The 14435-nt window shown below is 60.4% G+C and carries 14 protein-coding genes; 7 read left to right on the top strand and 7 right to left on the bottom strand.

What is annotated here, in order from left to right:
- Positions 1–7: 7 nt before the first annotated feature.
- On the bottom strand, positions 8–841 hold the full coding sequence (gene cysQ, locus DLD99_RS01455; RefSeq protein WP_114881026.1) for a 3'(2'),5'-bisphosphate nucleotidase CysQ: 834 nt from the start codon (positions 839–841) through the stop codon (positions 8–10).
- Positions 842–846: 5 nt separating this feature from the next.
- Positions 847–1413 (bottom strand): ADP compounds hydrolase NudE, encoded by a 567-nt coding sequence (nudE, locus tag DLD99_RS01450; protein WP_085712729.1) that lies wholly within the window; start codon positions 1411–1413, stop codon positions 847–849.
- An 88-nt stretch (positions 1414–1501) separates the two neighbouring features.
- Here nudE and yrfG point away from each other — a divergent pair, with 88 nt between their 5' ends.
- On the top strand, positions 1502–2164 hold the full coding sequence (gene yrfG, locus DLD99_RS01445; RefSeq protein ID WP_085712728.1) for a GMP/IMP nucleotidase: 663 nt from the start codon (positions 1502–1504) through the stop codon (positions 2162–2164).
- Between the two features lie 93 nt (positions 2165–2257).
- Here yrfG and lysM read toward each other — a convergent pair whose 3' ends face one another.
- Positions 2258–2698 carry a peptidoglycan-binding protein LysM gene (lysM, locus tag DLD99_RS01440; protein WP_085733317.1) on the bottom strand — a complete coding sequence of 147 codons (441 nt, stop codon included), beginning with the start codon at positions 2696–2698 and terminating at the stop codon, positions 2258–2260.
- A gap of 137 nt (positions 2699–2835) precedes the next feature.
- On the opposite strand from lysM, the gene DLD99_RS01435 reads away from it, so the two are divergent.
- The 4 genes from DLD99_RS01435 (at position 2836) to DLD99_RS01420 (ending at position 7690) form a co-directional block, all read left to right on the top strand.
- Positions 2836–3723 (top strand): LysR family transcriptional regulator, encoded by an 888-nt coding sequence (locus tag DLD99_RS01435; RefSeq protein ID WP_085712727.1) that lies wholly within the window; start codon positions 2836–2838, stop codon positions 3721–3723.
- 92 nt (positions 3724–3815) lie between these two features.
- Positions 3816–4655 carry a formate dehydrogenase accessory sulfurtransferase FdhD gene (gene fdhD / locus DLD99_RS01430; RefSeq protein WP_085712726.1) on the top strand — a complete coding sequence of 280 codons (840 nt, stop codon included), beginning with the start codon at positions 3816–3818 and terminating at the stop codon, positions 4653–4655.
- Positions 4652–7000: an FdhF/YdeP family oxidoreductase gene (locus tag DLD99_RS01425; protein ID WP_114881025.1), complete on the top strand. Its 2349-nt coding sequence runs from the start codon at positions 4652–4654 to the stop codon at positions 6998–7000. The genes fdhD and DLD99_RS01425 overlap by 4 nt, the downstream gene beginning before the upstream one ends.
- Positions 7001–7210: 210 nt before the next feature.
- Positions 7211–7690: a glycine zipper domain-containing protein gene (locus DLD99_RS01420; protein WP_085712724.1), complete on the top strand. Its 480-nt coding sequence runs from the start codon at positions 7211–7213 to the stop codon at positions 7688–7690.
- Positions 7691–7753: 63 nt separating this feature from the next.
- On the opposite strand, the gene DLD99_RS01415 is transcribed toward DLD99_RS01420, so the two are convergent.
- From DLD99_RS01415 to DLD99_RS01400, 4 genes are all read right to left on the bottom strand, one after another.
- Entirely contained in the window at positions 7754–8185 is a 432-nt protein-coding gene (locus tag DLD99_RS01415) for an acyl-CoA thioesterase (protein ID WP_085712723.1), read from the bottom strand.
- Positions 8186–8216: 31 nt separating this feature from the next.
- A complete protein-coding gene (locus DLD99_RS01410) occupies positions 8217–9440 on the bottom strand; it encodes a 3-hydroxyacyl-CoA dehydrogenase (RefSeq protein WP_114881024.1) in 1224 nt (407 codons plus the stop codon).
- Positions 9441–9548: 108 nt separating this feature from the next.
- Complete coding sequence (locus DLD99_RS01405) at positions 9549–11477, bottom strand: RecQ family ATP-dependent DNA helicase (RefSeq protein WP_114881023.1); 1929 nt, start codon at positions 11475–11477, stop codon at positions 9549–9551.
- A 386-nt stretch (positions 11478–11863) separates the two neighbouring features.
- Positions 11864–12367, bottom strand: coding sequence for a polysaccharide deacetylase (locus tag DLD99_RS01400; RefSeq protein WP_114881022.1), 504 nt, complete (start codon positions 12365–12367; stop codon positions 11864–11866).
- 303 nt (positions 12368–12670) lie between these two features.
- On the opposite strand from DLD99_RS01400, the gene DLD99_RS01395 reads away from it, so the two are divergent.
- Positions 12671–12952, top strand: coding sequence for a hypothetical protein (locus tag DLD99_RS01395; RefSeq protein ID WP_114881021.1), 282 nt, complete (start codon positions 12671–12673; stop codon positions 12950–12952).
- Positions 12953–13054: 102 nt separating this feature from the next.
- Positions 13055–14182 carry a hypothetical protein gene (locus tag DLD99_RS01390; protein ID WP_114881020.1) on the top strand — a complete coding sequence of 376 codons (1128 nt, stop codon included), beginning with the start codon at positions 13055–13057 and terminating at the stop codon, positions 14180–14182.
- Positions 14183–14435: the final 253 nt, after the last annotated feature.

Genomic DNA, 14435 nt, shown 5'->3' with positions numbered 1-14435 from the left:
AAGGTACTCAGGAGCGGGCCAGTTCCAGCAGCTTCGAGCGCCACGCCGCTTTTGCCGGCAGCGCGAGGAAGAACTCGTTCAGCAGTGATTCCCGTGCCGGGTAGCAGAACGCTTCACCGTTCAACCCCAGTACCTCGCCACCCGCGCCTTCCAGCACGCCTTGCGCCGCCGCCGTGTCCCATTGGGATGTCGGCGCCAGTCGCGGATAGCAGTCCGCCGCGCCTTCGGCCAACAGACAGAACTTCAGAGAACTGCCGATGTTGGCCAGTTGCAACTCGCCAAGGCTTGCACTCAAACCGGCCAGCAAGTGTTCCTGTTGCAGGCTGGAATGACGGCGGCTGGCAACCACGGTGAAGGCTTCGCCAGGACCAGGCACGTCACGCACCTGAATCGCCACCGGCGTGCCACCCGTATCGCCCCGCCAGGCACCAAGCCCGGCACCACCGACGTAGAAGCGCCCATTGGTCGGCATTGAAACCACCCCGAACACCACGCGGCCATTTTCGATCAGGGCAATGTTGACGGTGAACTCTTCGCTGCCGCTGATGAATTCCTTGGTGCCATCCAGCGGATCCACCAGCCACCAGCGCTGCCAGCCGGCGCGCACGCTTTGCGGGATATTGGCGTCCTCTTCGGACAACACAGGGATGCTCGGATCCAGGGCGGCCAGACCGGCGACGATCACATGGTGTGCGGCGAGGTCCGCAGCGGTCACCGGCGAATCATCGGACTTGGCGGTGACCGCCACATCGGCGCGCCAGAACGGCAGGATCGCCTCGCCGGCCTGCAGCGCCAGCTCAACCACCGGCGCCATCATCGGATGGGGAAAACTCATCGACATCTCACTCATGACTGGAAAACGCCGCGCTGGGTCAGCAAATCGCGGGCCAGGTACAACGCCGCCAGGGCACGACCTTCGGAAAACTGCGGATTTTGCGCCAATGAAGAGAGATCCCGCAGGTTGACCTTGTCCACCCGCATCGGCTCCGGTTCATCGCCTTCCAGTCGCTCTTCATACAGATCGCTGGCGAGCACCACCTGGATTTTCTGGCTCATGTAGCCGGGGGACAACGACAGCTCGGTCAGGTGCTCCAGTTGCCGTGCGCCAAAGCCTGCCTCTTCCTTGAGCTCACGCTCGGCCGCCGCCAGTACATCTTCGCCCGGTTCGATCAAGCCCTTGGGCAGGGACAATTCGTACTCGTCGGTACCGCCGCAGTATTCCTCGACCAGCACCGCATGCTCGGCATCGAGCATGGCCACGATCATCACCGCGCCATAACCGGCGCCCTTGCCCACCAGCCGCTCGTAGGTGCGCTCCACACCATTGGAAAAGCGCAGCTTCAGCTCTTCGACGCAGAACAGACGACTGGTGGCGACGATTTCCCGGGCGAGTACGGTTGGTTTCTGGCGCATGCAAAGCTCCTTGGCGTGAACGCGCTACTATAACGCGGCTTTTCCGATTGTTTGTGTCGGATATCTTTCTACCGTTCGAGACGTTGCCATGCCTTCATTACCGTGGTCCGACATCGATACCGTTCTGCTGGACATGGACGGCACGTTGCTGGATCTGCACTTCGACAACCACTTCTGGCTGGAACACCTGCCGCAGCGCTACGCCGAACTGCATGGCGTGAGCCGGGCCATGGCGGAAATGGAATTGCAGCCATTGTTCGAACGCCATGCCGGTCAATTGCAGTGGTATTGCCTGGATTTCTGGAGCGCTGAACTGAAGCTGTCGGTGCGTGAACTGAAACTGGAAACCGCCCACCTGATCGCGTTGCGCCCCGACGCCGACACTTTTCTGGCCGCGATCAAACGGGCCGGCAAACGTGTGGTGATGATCACCAATGCGCACCGCGATTCACTGTCGCTGAAACTGGAACGGGTTGAGCTGGCGCCCTACTTCGAGCGGCTGATCAGCTCTCACGATTACGGATTCCCCAAGGAAAACCCGCAGTTCTGGGATGCCCTGCAGGCCGATATCGGATTCGACCCGGCGCGCAGCCTGTTCATCGACGACACCTTGCCGATCCTGCGCAGTGCACGGGATTTCGGGGTGGCGCATTTGCTGGCAGTAAAGGAACCGGACAGTCGCAAGGGGCCGAAGGACACGGCGGAATTTGCGGCGGTCGAGGATTATCGGGATTTGATTAGCGGGCTTTAGACTGCATCGTCCCCATCGCGAGCAGGCTCGCTCCCACAATGGAAATGCATTCCTATGTGGGAGCGAGCCTGCTCGCGATTGCGGTTTCGAAGATTAATCAGGAATACGCAGCGTCTGCCCCGGATAGATCTTGTTCACGTCCTTGAGCAGCGGCTTGTTGGCCTCGAAGATCTTGTTGTACTGGTTGGCGTTGCCATACACCGCCAAGGAAATCGCGCTGAGGGTGTCGCCCTTTTTCACCACCACAAAACGTGCAGCGGCCACCACTGGCCCGGTCACGGTGATCTGATCATCGACACTGCCCACGCCTTCGATGTTGCCGACAGCCAGCAGAATCTTCTCTTTCTCTTCCTGGCTCGCCACCTCGCCGGTGACCGTCACCTTGTCGCCGTCCACGGTGGCCTGGACATTCGGGTTACCCAACCCGACCTTGCTGATGTGTTCCTTCAACTGCTCGCTGGCATTGGCGTTGCCGGGGGTCAGCAGGTCGATCAGCTTCTCACCCGCCTCTTTTACAAAGCTCAAAAGACTCATAGCGCACACTCCTTGATTTAAGTTCCAGACGCCCAAGCCTAGACCACCCCGAACCCCACCGGTTCCGGCCCGACCAATGACCCTGCCCCCGTGCAAGCGGTAGAATCGCCCACCCTTGCCAGCGCCCCGGAGCGAAGATGGACATCAAGCAGCTGAAATTCCTCATCGCCCTCGACGAAACCCGCCACTTCGGCCAGGCCGCCGCCCGCTGCCACATTACCCAGCCGACCTTGTCGATGCGCCTGCGCAGCCTTGAAGAAGAACTCGATCTGCCGCTGGTCAATCGCGGTCAGCGCTTCGAAGGTTTTACCGCGCCAGGCGAACGAGTGCTGGCCTGGGCCCGTACCGTGCTGGCGGCTTATGACGGCTTGCAGGCGGAAGCGGCGGCCTGTCGCGGCAACCTGATCGGCACCCTGCGCCTGGGGGTCGTGCCGCTGTCGAGTTTCGATCCGCTGCCGCTGATGCAACGCCTGCACGCCGCACACCCGGAGCTGCGTTTCGAATTGTCGGCACTGAGCTCCGAGCAGATTCTCGAACAACTGGCGGACAACCGGATCGACATCGGCGTGTCCTATCTGGATCGTCTCGACAACGAACGTTTCGAATCCCTGGCCTTCGACGAAACCCGCATGGGCCTGCTCTACGATCAGCGCTCCTTCAGTTTCGGCGAAGCACCGCTGAGCTGGCAGGCGCTGATCGAACTGCCGCTGGGCATGCTCACCAGCGGCATGCACTTTCGCCAGTCCATCGACCACAACTTCCATAGTCGCGGCCTGACACCGCAGCCACTGTTGCAGACCGACGCCGTGCATCAATTGTTACAAGCTGTGCACGGCGGATTCTGCTGCGCGATCATGCCGCTGGACGGCGGTCTCGAAAGCCTCACCGATCACCTGCGCCTGCAGCCAATCGAAAACGCCCAGACCCTCGCCCGACTGGGCCTGATCATGCGCCGTGGCGCCCCGCGTTCGGCGTTGGCCGAGGCCTGTTTCGCGCTGTATCAGAAATCGCCAGCGGCCGCTTGATCGACGGCATCTATCGATAGATCGACACTAGCGATTAGACGCGACAAGTTGCCGCGCCTAGTCTTAACGTTGATCAATCCGTCGGTGATGCCATGAACGCCAAGCGCCCGGCCTGCGCGGCGCCTGCACTCGAAACGCCCGCGCCCGCCGCCAGTCAGACCTACAGCTACAGCGACCTGCCCCTGGCGGAGTCGGCCAGCACCGCGCTGGCCGAGGAAGTCGCGCTGGCGATTGCCTACAACGGCATCAGCCAGGCCGTGATGCTGGTGACACCGACCGACCTCGAAGACTTCATCGTCGGCTTCAGCCTCGGCAGCGGCATCATCGAAGACGCCACCGATATTTACGACCTGCAACTGACCGGCTCAGGCTCGGCGCAGTACGCCCAGGTGACCATCGCCAATCGCGCCTTCTGGAACCTCAAGCAACAACGTCGGCAACTGGCCGGCACCAGCGGCTGCGGTTTATGCGGCGTGGAAGCGGTGGAACAGGCGTTGCCCGATCTCAAGGTCTTGCCCGGCGCGCCTTTGCCGCCGGTCGAATGGCTCGACGGTCTGCGCCAGCGCATCGGCGCGTTTCAGCCGCTCGGCCAGCATTGCGGCGCAGTACACGCGGCGGTGTTCATGAACGCCAGCGGTGAATTGCTGCTGGGTCGTGAAGACATCGGCCGGCATAACGCCCTCGACAAACTGATCGGTGGCCTGATCCGGCAAAAGATATCCACAACCGGCGGCCTGGCAATTGTCACCAGCCGCTGCAGCCTCGAATTGATCCAGAAAGTCCTGCGCGCCGGGATCCAGACCCTCGTCAGTCTGTCCGCACCCACCGGCCTCGCCGTGCAGTGGGCCCGTCGCCACAACCTCAATCTCATCCACCTGCCGCAGAAGAACGCGCCGCGGGTGTATAGCCCAGAAATGGAGAAACACCCGTGAGCCAACACCATCAAGCCGACCAGAAACCCGTCCCGCGCTACAAGCCTTACAAGGGTGCCGCCGGCGGCTGGGGCGCACTGATCAGCGTGGCCCAGGCCTGGTTGACCAGCGACAACGCGCTGAAAAACCTGCGCATGATGCTCAAGACCAACCAGAACGGCGGCTTCGACTGCCCGGGCTGCGCCTGGGGCGATTCGCCGGAAAGCGGCATGGTCAAGTTCTGCGAGAACGGCGCCAAAGCGGTGAACTGGGAAGCGACCAAGCGTCGAGTGGATGCAAAGTTCTTCGCCAAGCACAGCGTCACCGCTTTGCTGGAACAGAGCGACTACTGGCTCGAGTATCAAGGTCGCCTGACCGAGCCGGTGGTGTATGACGCCGAAACCGATCGCTACAAGCCGATCAGCTGGGACGATGCCTACGCGCTGATCGGCAAACACCTGCAAGCGTTGTCGAGCCCGGACCAGGCCGAGTTCTACACCTCGGGACGCGCCAGCAATGAAGCGGCGTATCTGTATCAGCTGTTCGTCCGCGCTTTCGGCACCAACAACTTCCCCGACTGCTCGAACATGTGCCACGAGGCCAGCGGCGTGGCGCTCGCACAAAGCGTCGGCGTCGGCAAAGGCACCGTGACCTTCGACGACTTCGAACACGCCGATGCGATTTTCGTCTGGGGCCAGAACCCCGGCACCAACCACCCACGCATGCTCGAACCGCTGCGTGAAGCGGTAAAGCGCGGTGCTCAAGTGGTCTGCATCAACCCGCTGAAAGAGCGCGGCCTGGAACGCTTCCAGCATCCGCAGCACCCGATCGAAATGCTCACCAACGGCGACAAACCGACCAACACCGCGTATTTCCGCCCGGCGCTGGGCGGCGACATGGCGGTACTGCGCGGCATGGCCAAATTCCTGCTGCAATGGGAGCGGGATGCGCAGAAGGCCGGGGCGCCGGCAGTGTTCGATCACGACTTCCTCAATGAACACAGCGTCAACGTGCTGGAATACCTCGGCGTTGTCGACGACACGCCGTGGGAGCAGATCGTCGCGCAGTCCGGCCTGACCCTGGTGGAGATCGAGCAAGCGGCGCGCATGTACGCCAAAGGCAAGAACGTGATCATGTGCTGGGCGATGGGCATCACCCAGCACCGCCACTCGGTGCCGACCATCCAGGAAATCGCCAACCTGATGCTGCTGCGCGGCAACATCGGCAAGCCCGGCGCCGGTCTGTGCCCGGTCCGTGGCCACAGTAACGTGCAGGGCGACCGCACCATGGGCATCAACGAGCGTCCGCCGGTGGCGTTCCTCGACTCCCTGGAGCGTCGCTTCCAGTTCAAGGTGCCGCGCCACAACGGGCACAACGTGGTCGAAGCGATTCACGCGATGGCCGAAGGCCGCGCCAAGGTGTTCATCGGTCTGGGCGGCAACTTCGCCCAGGCCACGCCGGACAGCCCGCGCACCTTCCAGGCCCTGCGCAACTGCGACCTGACCGTGCAGATCAGCACCAAGCTCAACCGCAGCCACCTGGCCCACGGCAAGGACGCCTTGATCCTGCCGTGCCTGGGCCGTACCGACATCGACATCCAGACCGAAGGCCCGCAAGCCGTCACCGTGGAAGACTCGTTCAGCATGGTGCACGCCTCCAACGGTCAGTTGCAGCCGCTGTCGAACCAGATGCGCTCGGAGCCGTCGATCATCGCCGGCATCGCCGCTGCGACCCTGGGCAGCAAACCGGTGGACTGGAACTGGCTGGTGGCCGACTACCGGCGCATCCGCGAACTGATCGCCGACACCATTCCAGGCTTCAAGGACTTCAACGAGAAGGTCAAGAACCCGGGCGGCTTCTACCTCGGCAACAGCGCCGGCGCGCGCAAGTGGAACACCACATCGGGTCGGGCCAACTTCAAACCGAACATGCTGCCCAAGGACCTGATTCACGAGCGCACCCGCGCCACCGGCAAACTGCCGGACCTGATCCTGCAATCGATGCGTTCTCACGATCAGTACAACACCACGATTTATGGTCTCGACGATCGTTATCGCGGCGTGAAGGGACAGCGTGACGTGCTGTTCGCCAACGAGGCGGACATCATTCGCCTGGGCTTCAAACCGGGGCAGAAGGCAGACATCGTGTCGCTGTGGGACGATGGCCGCGAGCGTCGGGTGAAGGGCTTTACGTTGCTGGCGTTCGATATTCCGGCGGGTCAGGCAGCTGCCTACTATCCAGAGGTGAATCCGCTGGTGCCGCTGGAAAGCACCGGGGACGGCAGCCATACGCCGACGTCGAAGTTCATCGCCATTCGTTTGGAAGCGGCGAGCGAGACGGGGTTGATCATGGCCAAGTCGGCCTGATACAAAACTTTTCTGCGCCCACAAAAAAGGCCGCTTTTGCATAAAAGCGGCCTTTGTGAAGTAGCTAAAGACCGGCCAAAATCGGTTAAGTTCCACCCAAAAATCAGTAACTTGCATAATTGTATACAAGTCGTGTTATTCGTCGGATTTCGATTGTCAGCCTTGTTACACAGCCTCAGGATCGCGCCGTCATCCCTTTGAGGCTCCTCTATGAAGTTCTCCCAGATTCTCTTGTTGTCCCTTGGCCTGGTCAGTGGCTTCGCTTCTGCCGGAGGCACCACCGAAGCAGGTGTGGGCGGCGCATTGGGCGGGGTTCTTGGCTCGGTCGTCGGTCAATCTTTGGGCGGCAGCACAGGTTCAACCATTGGCGCGGCCCTGGGCGGCGCGGGTGGTAGCGCGGTTGGCGCCAACAAACACAGCCGTGGCGAAGCCGCCATTGGCGGTGCGCTGGGCGCAGCCGGCGGTAACGTGGTCGGCCGCAGCATGGGCGGCACCACCGGCAGCCTGATCGGCGCCGCAGCAGGTGGCGGTGCCGGTGGCGCGCTGGGTAACTACATGGGTAACGAAAGCAATCGCGAAGACCGTCGTTATGATCGCGGCCGTGATGATCGTCGCTACTACCGTGACTACCACCATGGTCGCGGCCATGCCTACGGCCATCGCAAGCATCACCGCTACTACCGCGACTGAGGCCTGACCTCGTTGCCGGTACAGCCAGATCGCAGCTCCCCGAGCTGCGATTTTTTTTGCCTGTCAGATCGCCAGCCGCTCCAGCGCCCCGCGCAAACCCGCAGGGATCGCCACCGGCTGGTTCGACGCCCGATCAACGAATACATGCACGAAGCGTCCCGCCGCACAGGCTTCATGCTCGCCAGCCTTGAACACCGCCAACTCGTACTGCACTGAACTGTTGCCCAGTTTGCCGACCCGCAAGCCGACTTCGATCAAGTCCGGAAACGCAATCGAGGCGAAGTAATCGCAGGACGAACTCACCACAAACCCCACCACCTCCCCATCGTGGATATCCAGGCCACCGACCTGAATCAGGTAGGTGTTCACGGCCGTGTCGAAAAAGCTGTAGTAGGTGACGTTGTTGACGTGACCGTAAGCATCGTTGTCGTGCCAGCGCGTGGTGATCGGCTGGAAATGCGGGTAATCGGCGCGTTGCGGCATCGGGTTGGACATCAGTGTCGATTCCTTGAGTGATCGGCCCAGTCTAAAGGTAAAAACCCTTTCCTCGCGCCGCCAGCTCGCCAATCAATTGTGCCGGCCGCCATTGATCGCCCTGCCGCGTTTCCAGTGCCAGCAACCGCTTGTGAATGTCTGCCAGTCCCTGATCGTCCGCCCAGGCCATAGGCCCGCCCCTCTCTGCCGGGAAGCCGTAGCCATTCAGGTAGACCTGATCGATGTCATGGGCCGACTCGGCAATCCCTTCCTGCAGGATTTTCGCGCCCTCGTTGACCAACGCCAGAAGGCAACGCTCAAGGATCTCCTCGGAGCCGATGTCACGGCGATGAAACCCCAGACCTTCGCTGACGCTCAACACCAGCGCATCCACCTCGGGGTCATGCTCGGCCTGACGACTGCCGGGCTCATAGTGGTAGTAGCCGTTACCGGACTTCTGTCCGAAGCGCCCCAGCTCGCACAAGCGGTTATCCACCTGGACCTCTGGCGCGTCCTGGCCCTTGCCGGCCAGCTCACGGGCACGCCACTCCAGATCGATGCCGACCACGTCGTACATGCGAAACGGCCCCATGGCAAAACCGAAGCCCTGCAACGTCGCGTCGATCTGCTGCGGCCAGGCACCCTCGAGCAGCATCTTTCGTGCTTCAAGCACATAAGGATGAAGCATGCGATTGCCGATAAAACCATGACAGTTGCCCGACACCACACTGACCTTGCCCATGCGCTTGCCCAGCTCGAGAGCCGCTTCCAGCACAGCTGGCGAGGTTCGCGCGCCACGGACGATTTCCAGCAATTTCATGATGTGCGCCGGGCTGAAGAAATGCAGGCCCAGCACTTGAGCCGGCCGTCGTGTCGCGGCGGCAATTGCATCGATGTCCAGCGCCGAGGTATTGCTCGCCAGCAGCGCCCCCGGCTTCAGCAAGCCATCGAGCTCACGGAAGATCTTCTGCTTGAGCTCGAGATTCTCGTACACCGCTTCGATCACCAGATCGACATTGCGGATCGCCACATAATCCGCCGCCGTGCTGACCCGAGCGATTCGCGCATCGGCCTCGACCTGATCGATCCGCCCCTGACGCACGTTGTGCGCATAGGTATCGGTCACCGCCTTCAGCGCCTGCTCGAGCATCTGTGGATTGTTGTCGACCCATTGCACTGACACGCCGGCGTTGGCCAGGCACATGACAATGCCGCGGCCCATGGTGCCGGCGCCGATCACGGCGGCCTGGCGGATTTCGAAGGATGTCTGGCTCATGTTGTTCTCTTGTTGGAGATCCAAAGACAGCCTTCACCATAGTCAGCCACCGGGCATTTTTGAAGTTTATTGCCGTGATGATCGACATTCAGCAAATGGATTCGATGCTCAGAGATGTGCCTGAGCCCATGCCCTTACATCCGCGTAGGGATACTCCTCAAGCGCCGCATACCCGGCAATCGTCCGCGCCTTGAGCCTGGTGAACAGCGGCACGCTGATCCCGCACAGAAACCGCGTCAGCCGCTCCGCCGAAGGCGCAGTGCCGGTCTGTTGCTCGTGCCTGTGGATAAAGTCGCCGCACAACGCCGGGAAACTTTTATCCACAAGCGCCGGCAGTTCCGGAGGCGCCGGCAACCGGGCAATCTGCCCGTGACACACCGAGCAATGCCCGCACTGCTCGGGGGCATTGTGATCGCCGAAATACTCCGCCAGTCGATAGCCCAGGCAGCGCTCGGTGGCGAACAATTCGAGCATCGCGTGAATCCGCGCCACTTCGGTCTGTTCGTGGCGGGAGAAGTAATCATGCAACTCGCCACTCAAGACCTGGCTGTCGAAGCTGCTGTGCAGCACGTTGTAGACCTCGGTCATCTGTTTGCTTTCCAGCTCGACCCAGCCCTTTTCCTGGAAGTAATCCAGCGCCTTCACCACGCGGTTGCGCTCGGCCGAATACTGCGAAAACATCGCCTCGAAATTCACCGTGGCCCAGGTCCGTGCGCGGCTCGAAGTCTGGATGATCGCTGCGACGAAATCCCTGCGCTCACCCTCGAAACGCTCAAGCAACGCCTCGGGTTCCAGCAGGTACTTGAAACGGTATTCGGCGTAATACGCGTAGCGCGGGGCAATCAGTCCTCGCAGCTCCAGTTGCACCAGCAACGTCTTCAATGGCAGCGCACGGATGTTGCTCTGATCCGCCAACGGCCCGAGCAAAAACTCCCACTGACCTTCAGGTGCAGCAGCCTGCAACTCGTCCAGCACATGGCGAATGCCATCGCGCTCCGGTGTGTCGCCGTAGACGAAGTTTTCCAGCACATTGAGGCTGTCGCGGTTGGCCAGCACCAGGCAGTCGGAAGGTTGCCCGTCACGCCCGGCGCGGCCGATTTCCTGGCTGTAGTTCTCGATGGATTTGGGCAGGTCGAAATGCACCACGTTGCGGATGTCGCTCTTGTCGATGCCCATGCCGAACGCGATGGTGGCGACGATGCAATTGGACTGCCCGCCCATGAAGCGCTTCTGGATCACGTCCCGTTGTTCGTGAGGCAGCCCGGCGTGGTAAGCCTCGGCCTGAATGCCATGGCGCCCCAGATGCTCGGCAATGTGTTCGGCGGTTTTTTGCAGGGTGACGTAGACGATGCTCGGCTGGCCCGCCCGCTCGGCCATCCACTGCACCAGCCGTCGCCGCTTGTCCTCACCGCGCACCGGCTCCACCAGCAGATTGAGGTTGGGCCGATAGAAACCCGTGGTCACGACGTCTTCGGCGGCGATGGCGAATTTCGCCTGCATGTCGGCGATGACTTTCGGCGTTGCCGTGGCGGTCAGCAGCAGGGTCTGCGGGATGTTGAACTGGCGCTGGTAGTCCGGCAGCTTGAGATAATCGGGCCGAAAGTTGTGGCCCCACTCGGAGATGCAGTGCGCCTCATCCACCACCAGCAGCGAGATCGGCACCTGCTGCAAAAAATTGCGAAAACGCTCGTTCTTCAAGCGCTCGACGGAAATCATCAGGATCTTCAGCTCACCCGAACGGGCGCGGGCCATCACATCATTGGCATCTTCGCGGCTTTGTGCCGAGTCGATGCTCCCCGCCGAAATGCCGTGGCGCCGCAAGAACTCAAGCTGGTCCTGCATCAGCGCCAGCAACGGCGAGACCACCAGCGTCAGGTGTGGCAGCAGGAGAGCCGGCACCTGGTAGCAAAGGGACTTTCCCGACCCGGTGGGAAAGATCGCCGCCGCCGAGCGCCCAGCAAGCACAGCGCTGATTGCCGCTTCCTGACCGGGTCGAAACTGTGGATAACCGAAAACCTGTTCCAGGGTGTTATGCATTCGCTGTCACTCCGTTGACCGCTGTGATGCCAACAGCCTAGCGGGCGATCGCAGCGAATCGAGAAAAGGTCGGGGGGCAAATCGATACGGGATGATACAGCGTCGGCGGCCACGCCACGGGATCAAACAAATGAAACACTTTGTTCATCGCCGCGTGAATCGACCTGAAGGTAATGTCCGTCACGCGTCGAGCCAGGACGGCCGATGCCCATGGATTTTTATCAAGGAGTGAACATGTCGAACCGTTTGAAACTGCCCTTCGCCCTGATCTTTGCATCCCTGTTACTGAGTGGATGTACGCCCTCTCCCGACAACTTCCCACCGCCGTGGGCGTCCGCCGTGACAACGGGTGAAACCTCTTCGGCCTGACACCCGCAAAAGCAGCTTTATGGCCGCAAGACGGCCACCCGCAGTTGCTCATCCAGTACCCGCTCATGCACATCCAGGCTCTTGCTTGCCCATTCTGCATGGGCCGGGCTGATATCACCGGTGAATGCCGCCGCCAGCTGGCGCAGATCGGCGACGCTGCGCACCCGTGGGCAGAACGCTTGTTCATCACAGTTCTGACTGGCATTGCGATAGGTGTTGAGCAGGCGATCCCACAGACCGTCGCGCACTTGCCGGATCGACTTGAGCTGCATTTGCTGCACGCCCAGTCGTTGCTTGAGTCCCGCTTCGTCCAGCGCTTCGCTGGCCAACAGGGCCTTGCCGAAGATCAGCACTTCTGCGCGGGAGGCTGTGTCGATGCTGGTCTGAGTGGTGAGCGCTTCCGGCCAGCCACTGCGTTCCAGATTGGCAAGCGCCAGCCCGTTGGCCGTATCGGAGGCCACTGCCACGCGACAACCACTGGCCCACAGCAAAATGATCGAGGCCATTCGTAGCCACTGCATACCTAATTCCCTTTAAGCGTGTGTCGGACGTCTGGAAACGCCCTACGGATTCTGGCGCGCACCATACAGAGGTTTAACGGGAATCGCCCGACAAACACGTGGGAAATTTCGCTGATCAGGGTTTGGCTGTGAAAAAGCTGAAAAAACGCGTAGGGCAAATGCCCGAACCCCGGAAAAACCCCTACGAATTCTGTCCATCGTGGCTGTCTTGTTCCGCTTGAGGGCGCCCTTCTATAGTGGCCGGCGCGACTGAAAACATTGTGTCGGCCCGCCAAAGCGACTTCGTAAAGGACACACTCGATCATGAACATGTTCAAACCGCTCAACACCCGATATCGCTCACTCACAACCAACTATAGCGAAACGCCTGTGCTGGTCATTGATACCGAAGCGAGCCACCGCGATCTCCTCGATGCCGCCGATCAGCGGCTGCGTGCAGCCAACAACCTGCTGGAAACTTTTTACTGCCTGTGTTTCAAACAGGCCGATGTGAAAGACATCCCCAACATCGTCAATGCGCTTTATTTATTGACGCAGGACGGCTGTGACTTGCTGGAAGTTGCCAGGCAACGAATAAACAATTGACGCCGCCCGCCAAACTTACAAAGTTCGCAACAACCCTTCGCTTCCATGACTGCAAAGTTCAGAACTAGCCTGTTTGCTCTTTCATCAACCAAGAGCAACAACATGACTACGCTGACTATTTTCTTTTGCGGTACAGGTTCCACAAAGTTTGATAATGCCCATGAAAACTATTGGGATGGTGAACTGGTTTCCACACTCGCCTCCCATCACGCCGGTCGCGAGTTTGCCGAATGGATCGTGGTCGATGGCCCCGGCACCAGCAACCTGCAGGCCGATGATCTGTTCACCAAATCCAAGGACTATGGTCTCAGCGGAACCCTGTTCGGCAAGGGCTGGGAGGAAAACGTCCAGCACGCGATGAACATCATCAAAGGTAAGTGCGACTGGCAGCGCGAGCAGTTGACCGAAGCAGAATACAACCGCCTCAAGGCTGCCGGCATTCCGATTGAAGATGTAAAGGTCGAAGGTTCCTGGCTATGGCGCAAATATAACTATGGCGAGCGCAGCGTCACGCAACAGAAGTTACAGGAGCAGATCATTAAAACTTTCCGCAAGGACGGTGTCATTCCAACAAAGGTCAATCTGGTGGGCTGGAGCCGTGGCGGCATTAGTTGCCATATGCTGGCCAATGCCATGTTCAACGACAGTGCGCTTCAAAATATTCCGGTGAATATCTTTGCCATTGATCCTGTGCCCGGTATCGGTAACTTTCAGGAACACCGGGTAAAGCTCAATTACAACGTCAAAGAGTACGTGGGCTTTTATGCTCGGGACGAACGCTCCAAGGGTTTCAGCTGCGTCATCCCACAAACCGCAACCGGCACCAAAACCAGCATTTTCCCCATGCCCGGACGTCACGCCACCCTGGTCGGCAATGCTTCGGCCGATGGCGTCAGTGGTCCGAAGGTTGTGGCCGAACCTGGCCTGATTGTCCGTCACTTTGCCGAGGTGTGCCTGAAACGCTGGGGCACCGTGCTCGACAAGAACCTCAACCTTACTGACGCCGACCTTCGAAACCACACCGCCGCCATCGTCAATGAGGCAGCGAAATACAAAGCCATGGAGAAGTGCTCCTACACCTGGTTCACCGAACTGGACCAAGGCGAACGCTATGTGTCGCTGGGCAGCAAGGGCGTCCCGTTCTCGACGGTGAAAGGCACGATCTACACCCCGGCGACCGGGCTGACGACGAGTGTGCTGGATGTTGAGGCGTATAGAGCGATTCGTTGAACACCGTGATTGATCTGTAGGAACGGCCTGCTCGAATCTGCATCCCGTTCCTACACGCAGCGGCGCCTTGTCTTCTATCGGCGCCGTTAGGTCGAAACCTATAGTTGTGACTGTCGCTGCCCAATCAGCGATTCAGGTTTGGTCACCTGAAAAACAGAGATAACTGATGCATGCCCTTGTATGCTGCCGACCTCTTTCTGTCGGCACGCTCTATGGCGGGCTGTGTTTGGGACGCTTCGGCGTACCGGGTTAT

Origin of the sequence: Pseudomonas kribbensis (assembly GCF_003352185.1) — a bacterium.
Lineage (GTDB): Bacteria > Pseudomonadota > Gammaproteobacteria > Pseudomonadales > Pseudomonadaceae > Aquipseudomonas > Aquipseudomonas kribbensis.
The sequence above is the reverse complement of the archived record's forward strand: the minus strand, read 5'-3'. Positions and strand labels throughout refer to the sequence as shown.

Bases quoted from the DNA above. Each gene is read 5' to 3' on its own strand.
- DLD99_RS01395 (WP_114881021.1), top strand. From the start codon at position 12,671: ATGAACATGTTCAAACCGCTCAACACCCGATATCGCTCACTCACAACC.
- DLD99_RS01415 (WP_085712723.1), bottom strand. From the start codon at position 8,185: ATGTCCAACCCGATGCCGCAACGCGCCGATTACCCGCATTTCCAGCCG.
- yrfG (WP_085712728.1), top strand. From the start codon at position 1,502: ATGCCTTCATTACCGTGGTCCGACATCGATACCGTTCTGCTGGACATG.
- DLD99_RS01435 (WP_085712727.1), top strand. From the start codon at position 2,836: ATGGACATCAAGCAGCTGAAATTCCTCATCGCCCTCGACGAAACCCGC.
- DLD99_RS01420 (WP_085712724.1), top strand. From the start codon at position 7,211: ATGAAGTTCTCCCAGATTCTCTTGTTGTCCCTTGGCCTGGTCAGTGGC.
- lysM (WP_085733317.1), bottom strand. From the start codon at position 2,698: ATGAGTCTTTTGAGCTTTGTAAAAGAGGCGGGTGAGAAGCTGATCGAC.
- DLD99_RS01390 (WP_114881020.1), top strand. From the start codon at position 13,055: ATGACTACGCTGACTATTTTCTTTTGCGGTACAGGTTCCACAAAGTTT.
- cysQ (WP_114881026.1), bottom strand. From the start codon at position 841: ATGTCGATGAGTTTTCCCCATCCGATGATGGCGCCGGTGGTTGAGCTG.
- nudE (WP_085712729.1), bottom strand. From the start codon at position 1,413: ATGCGCCAGAAACCAACCGTACTCGCCCGGGAAATCGTCGCCACCAGT.
- DLD99_RS01405 (WP_114881023.1), bottom strand. From the start codon at position 11,477: ATGCATAACACCCTGGAACAGGTTTTCGGTTATCCACAGTTTCGACCC.
- DLD99_RS01410 (WP_114881024.1), bottom strand. From the start codon at position 9,440: ATGAGCCAGACATCCTTCGAAATCCGCCAGGCCGCCGTGATCGGCGCC.
- fdhD (WP_085712726.1), top strand. From the start codon at position 3,816: ATGAACGCCAAGCGCCCGGCCTGCGCGGCGCCTGCACTCGAAACGCCC.
- DLD99_RS01400 (WP_114881022.1), bottom strand. From the start codon at position 12,367: ATGCAGTGGCTACGAATGGCCTCGATCATTTTGCTGTGGGCCAGTGGT.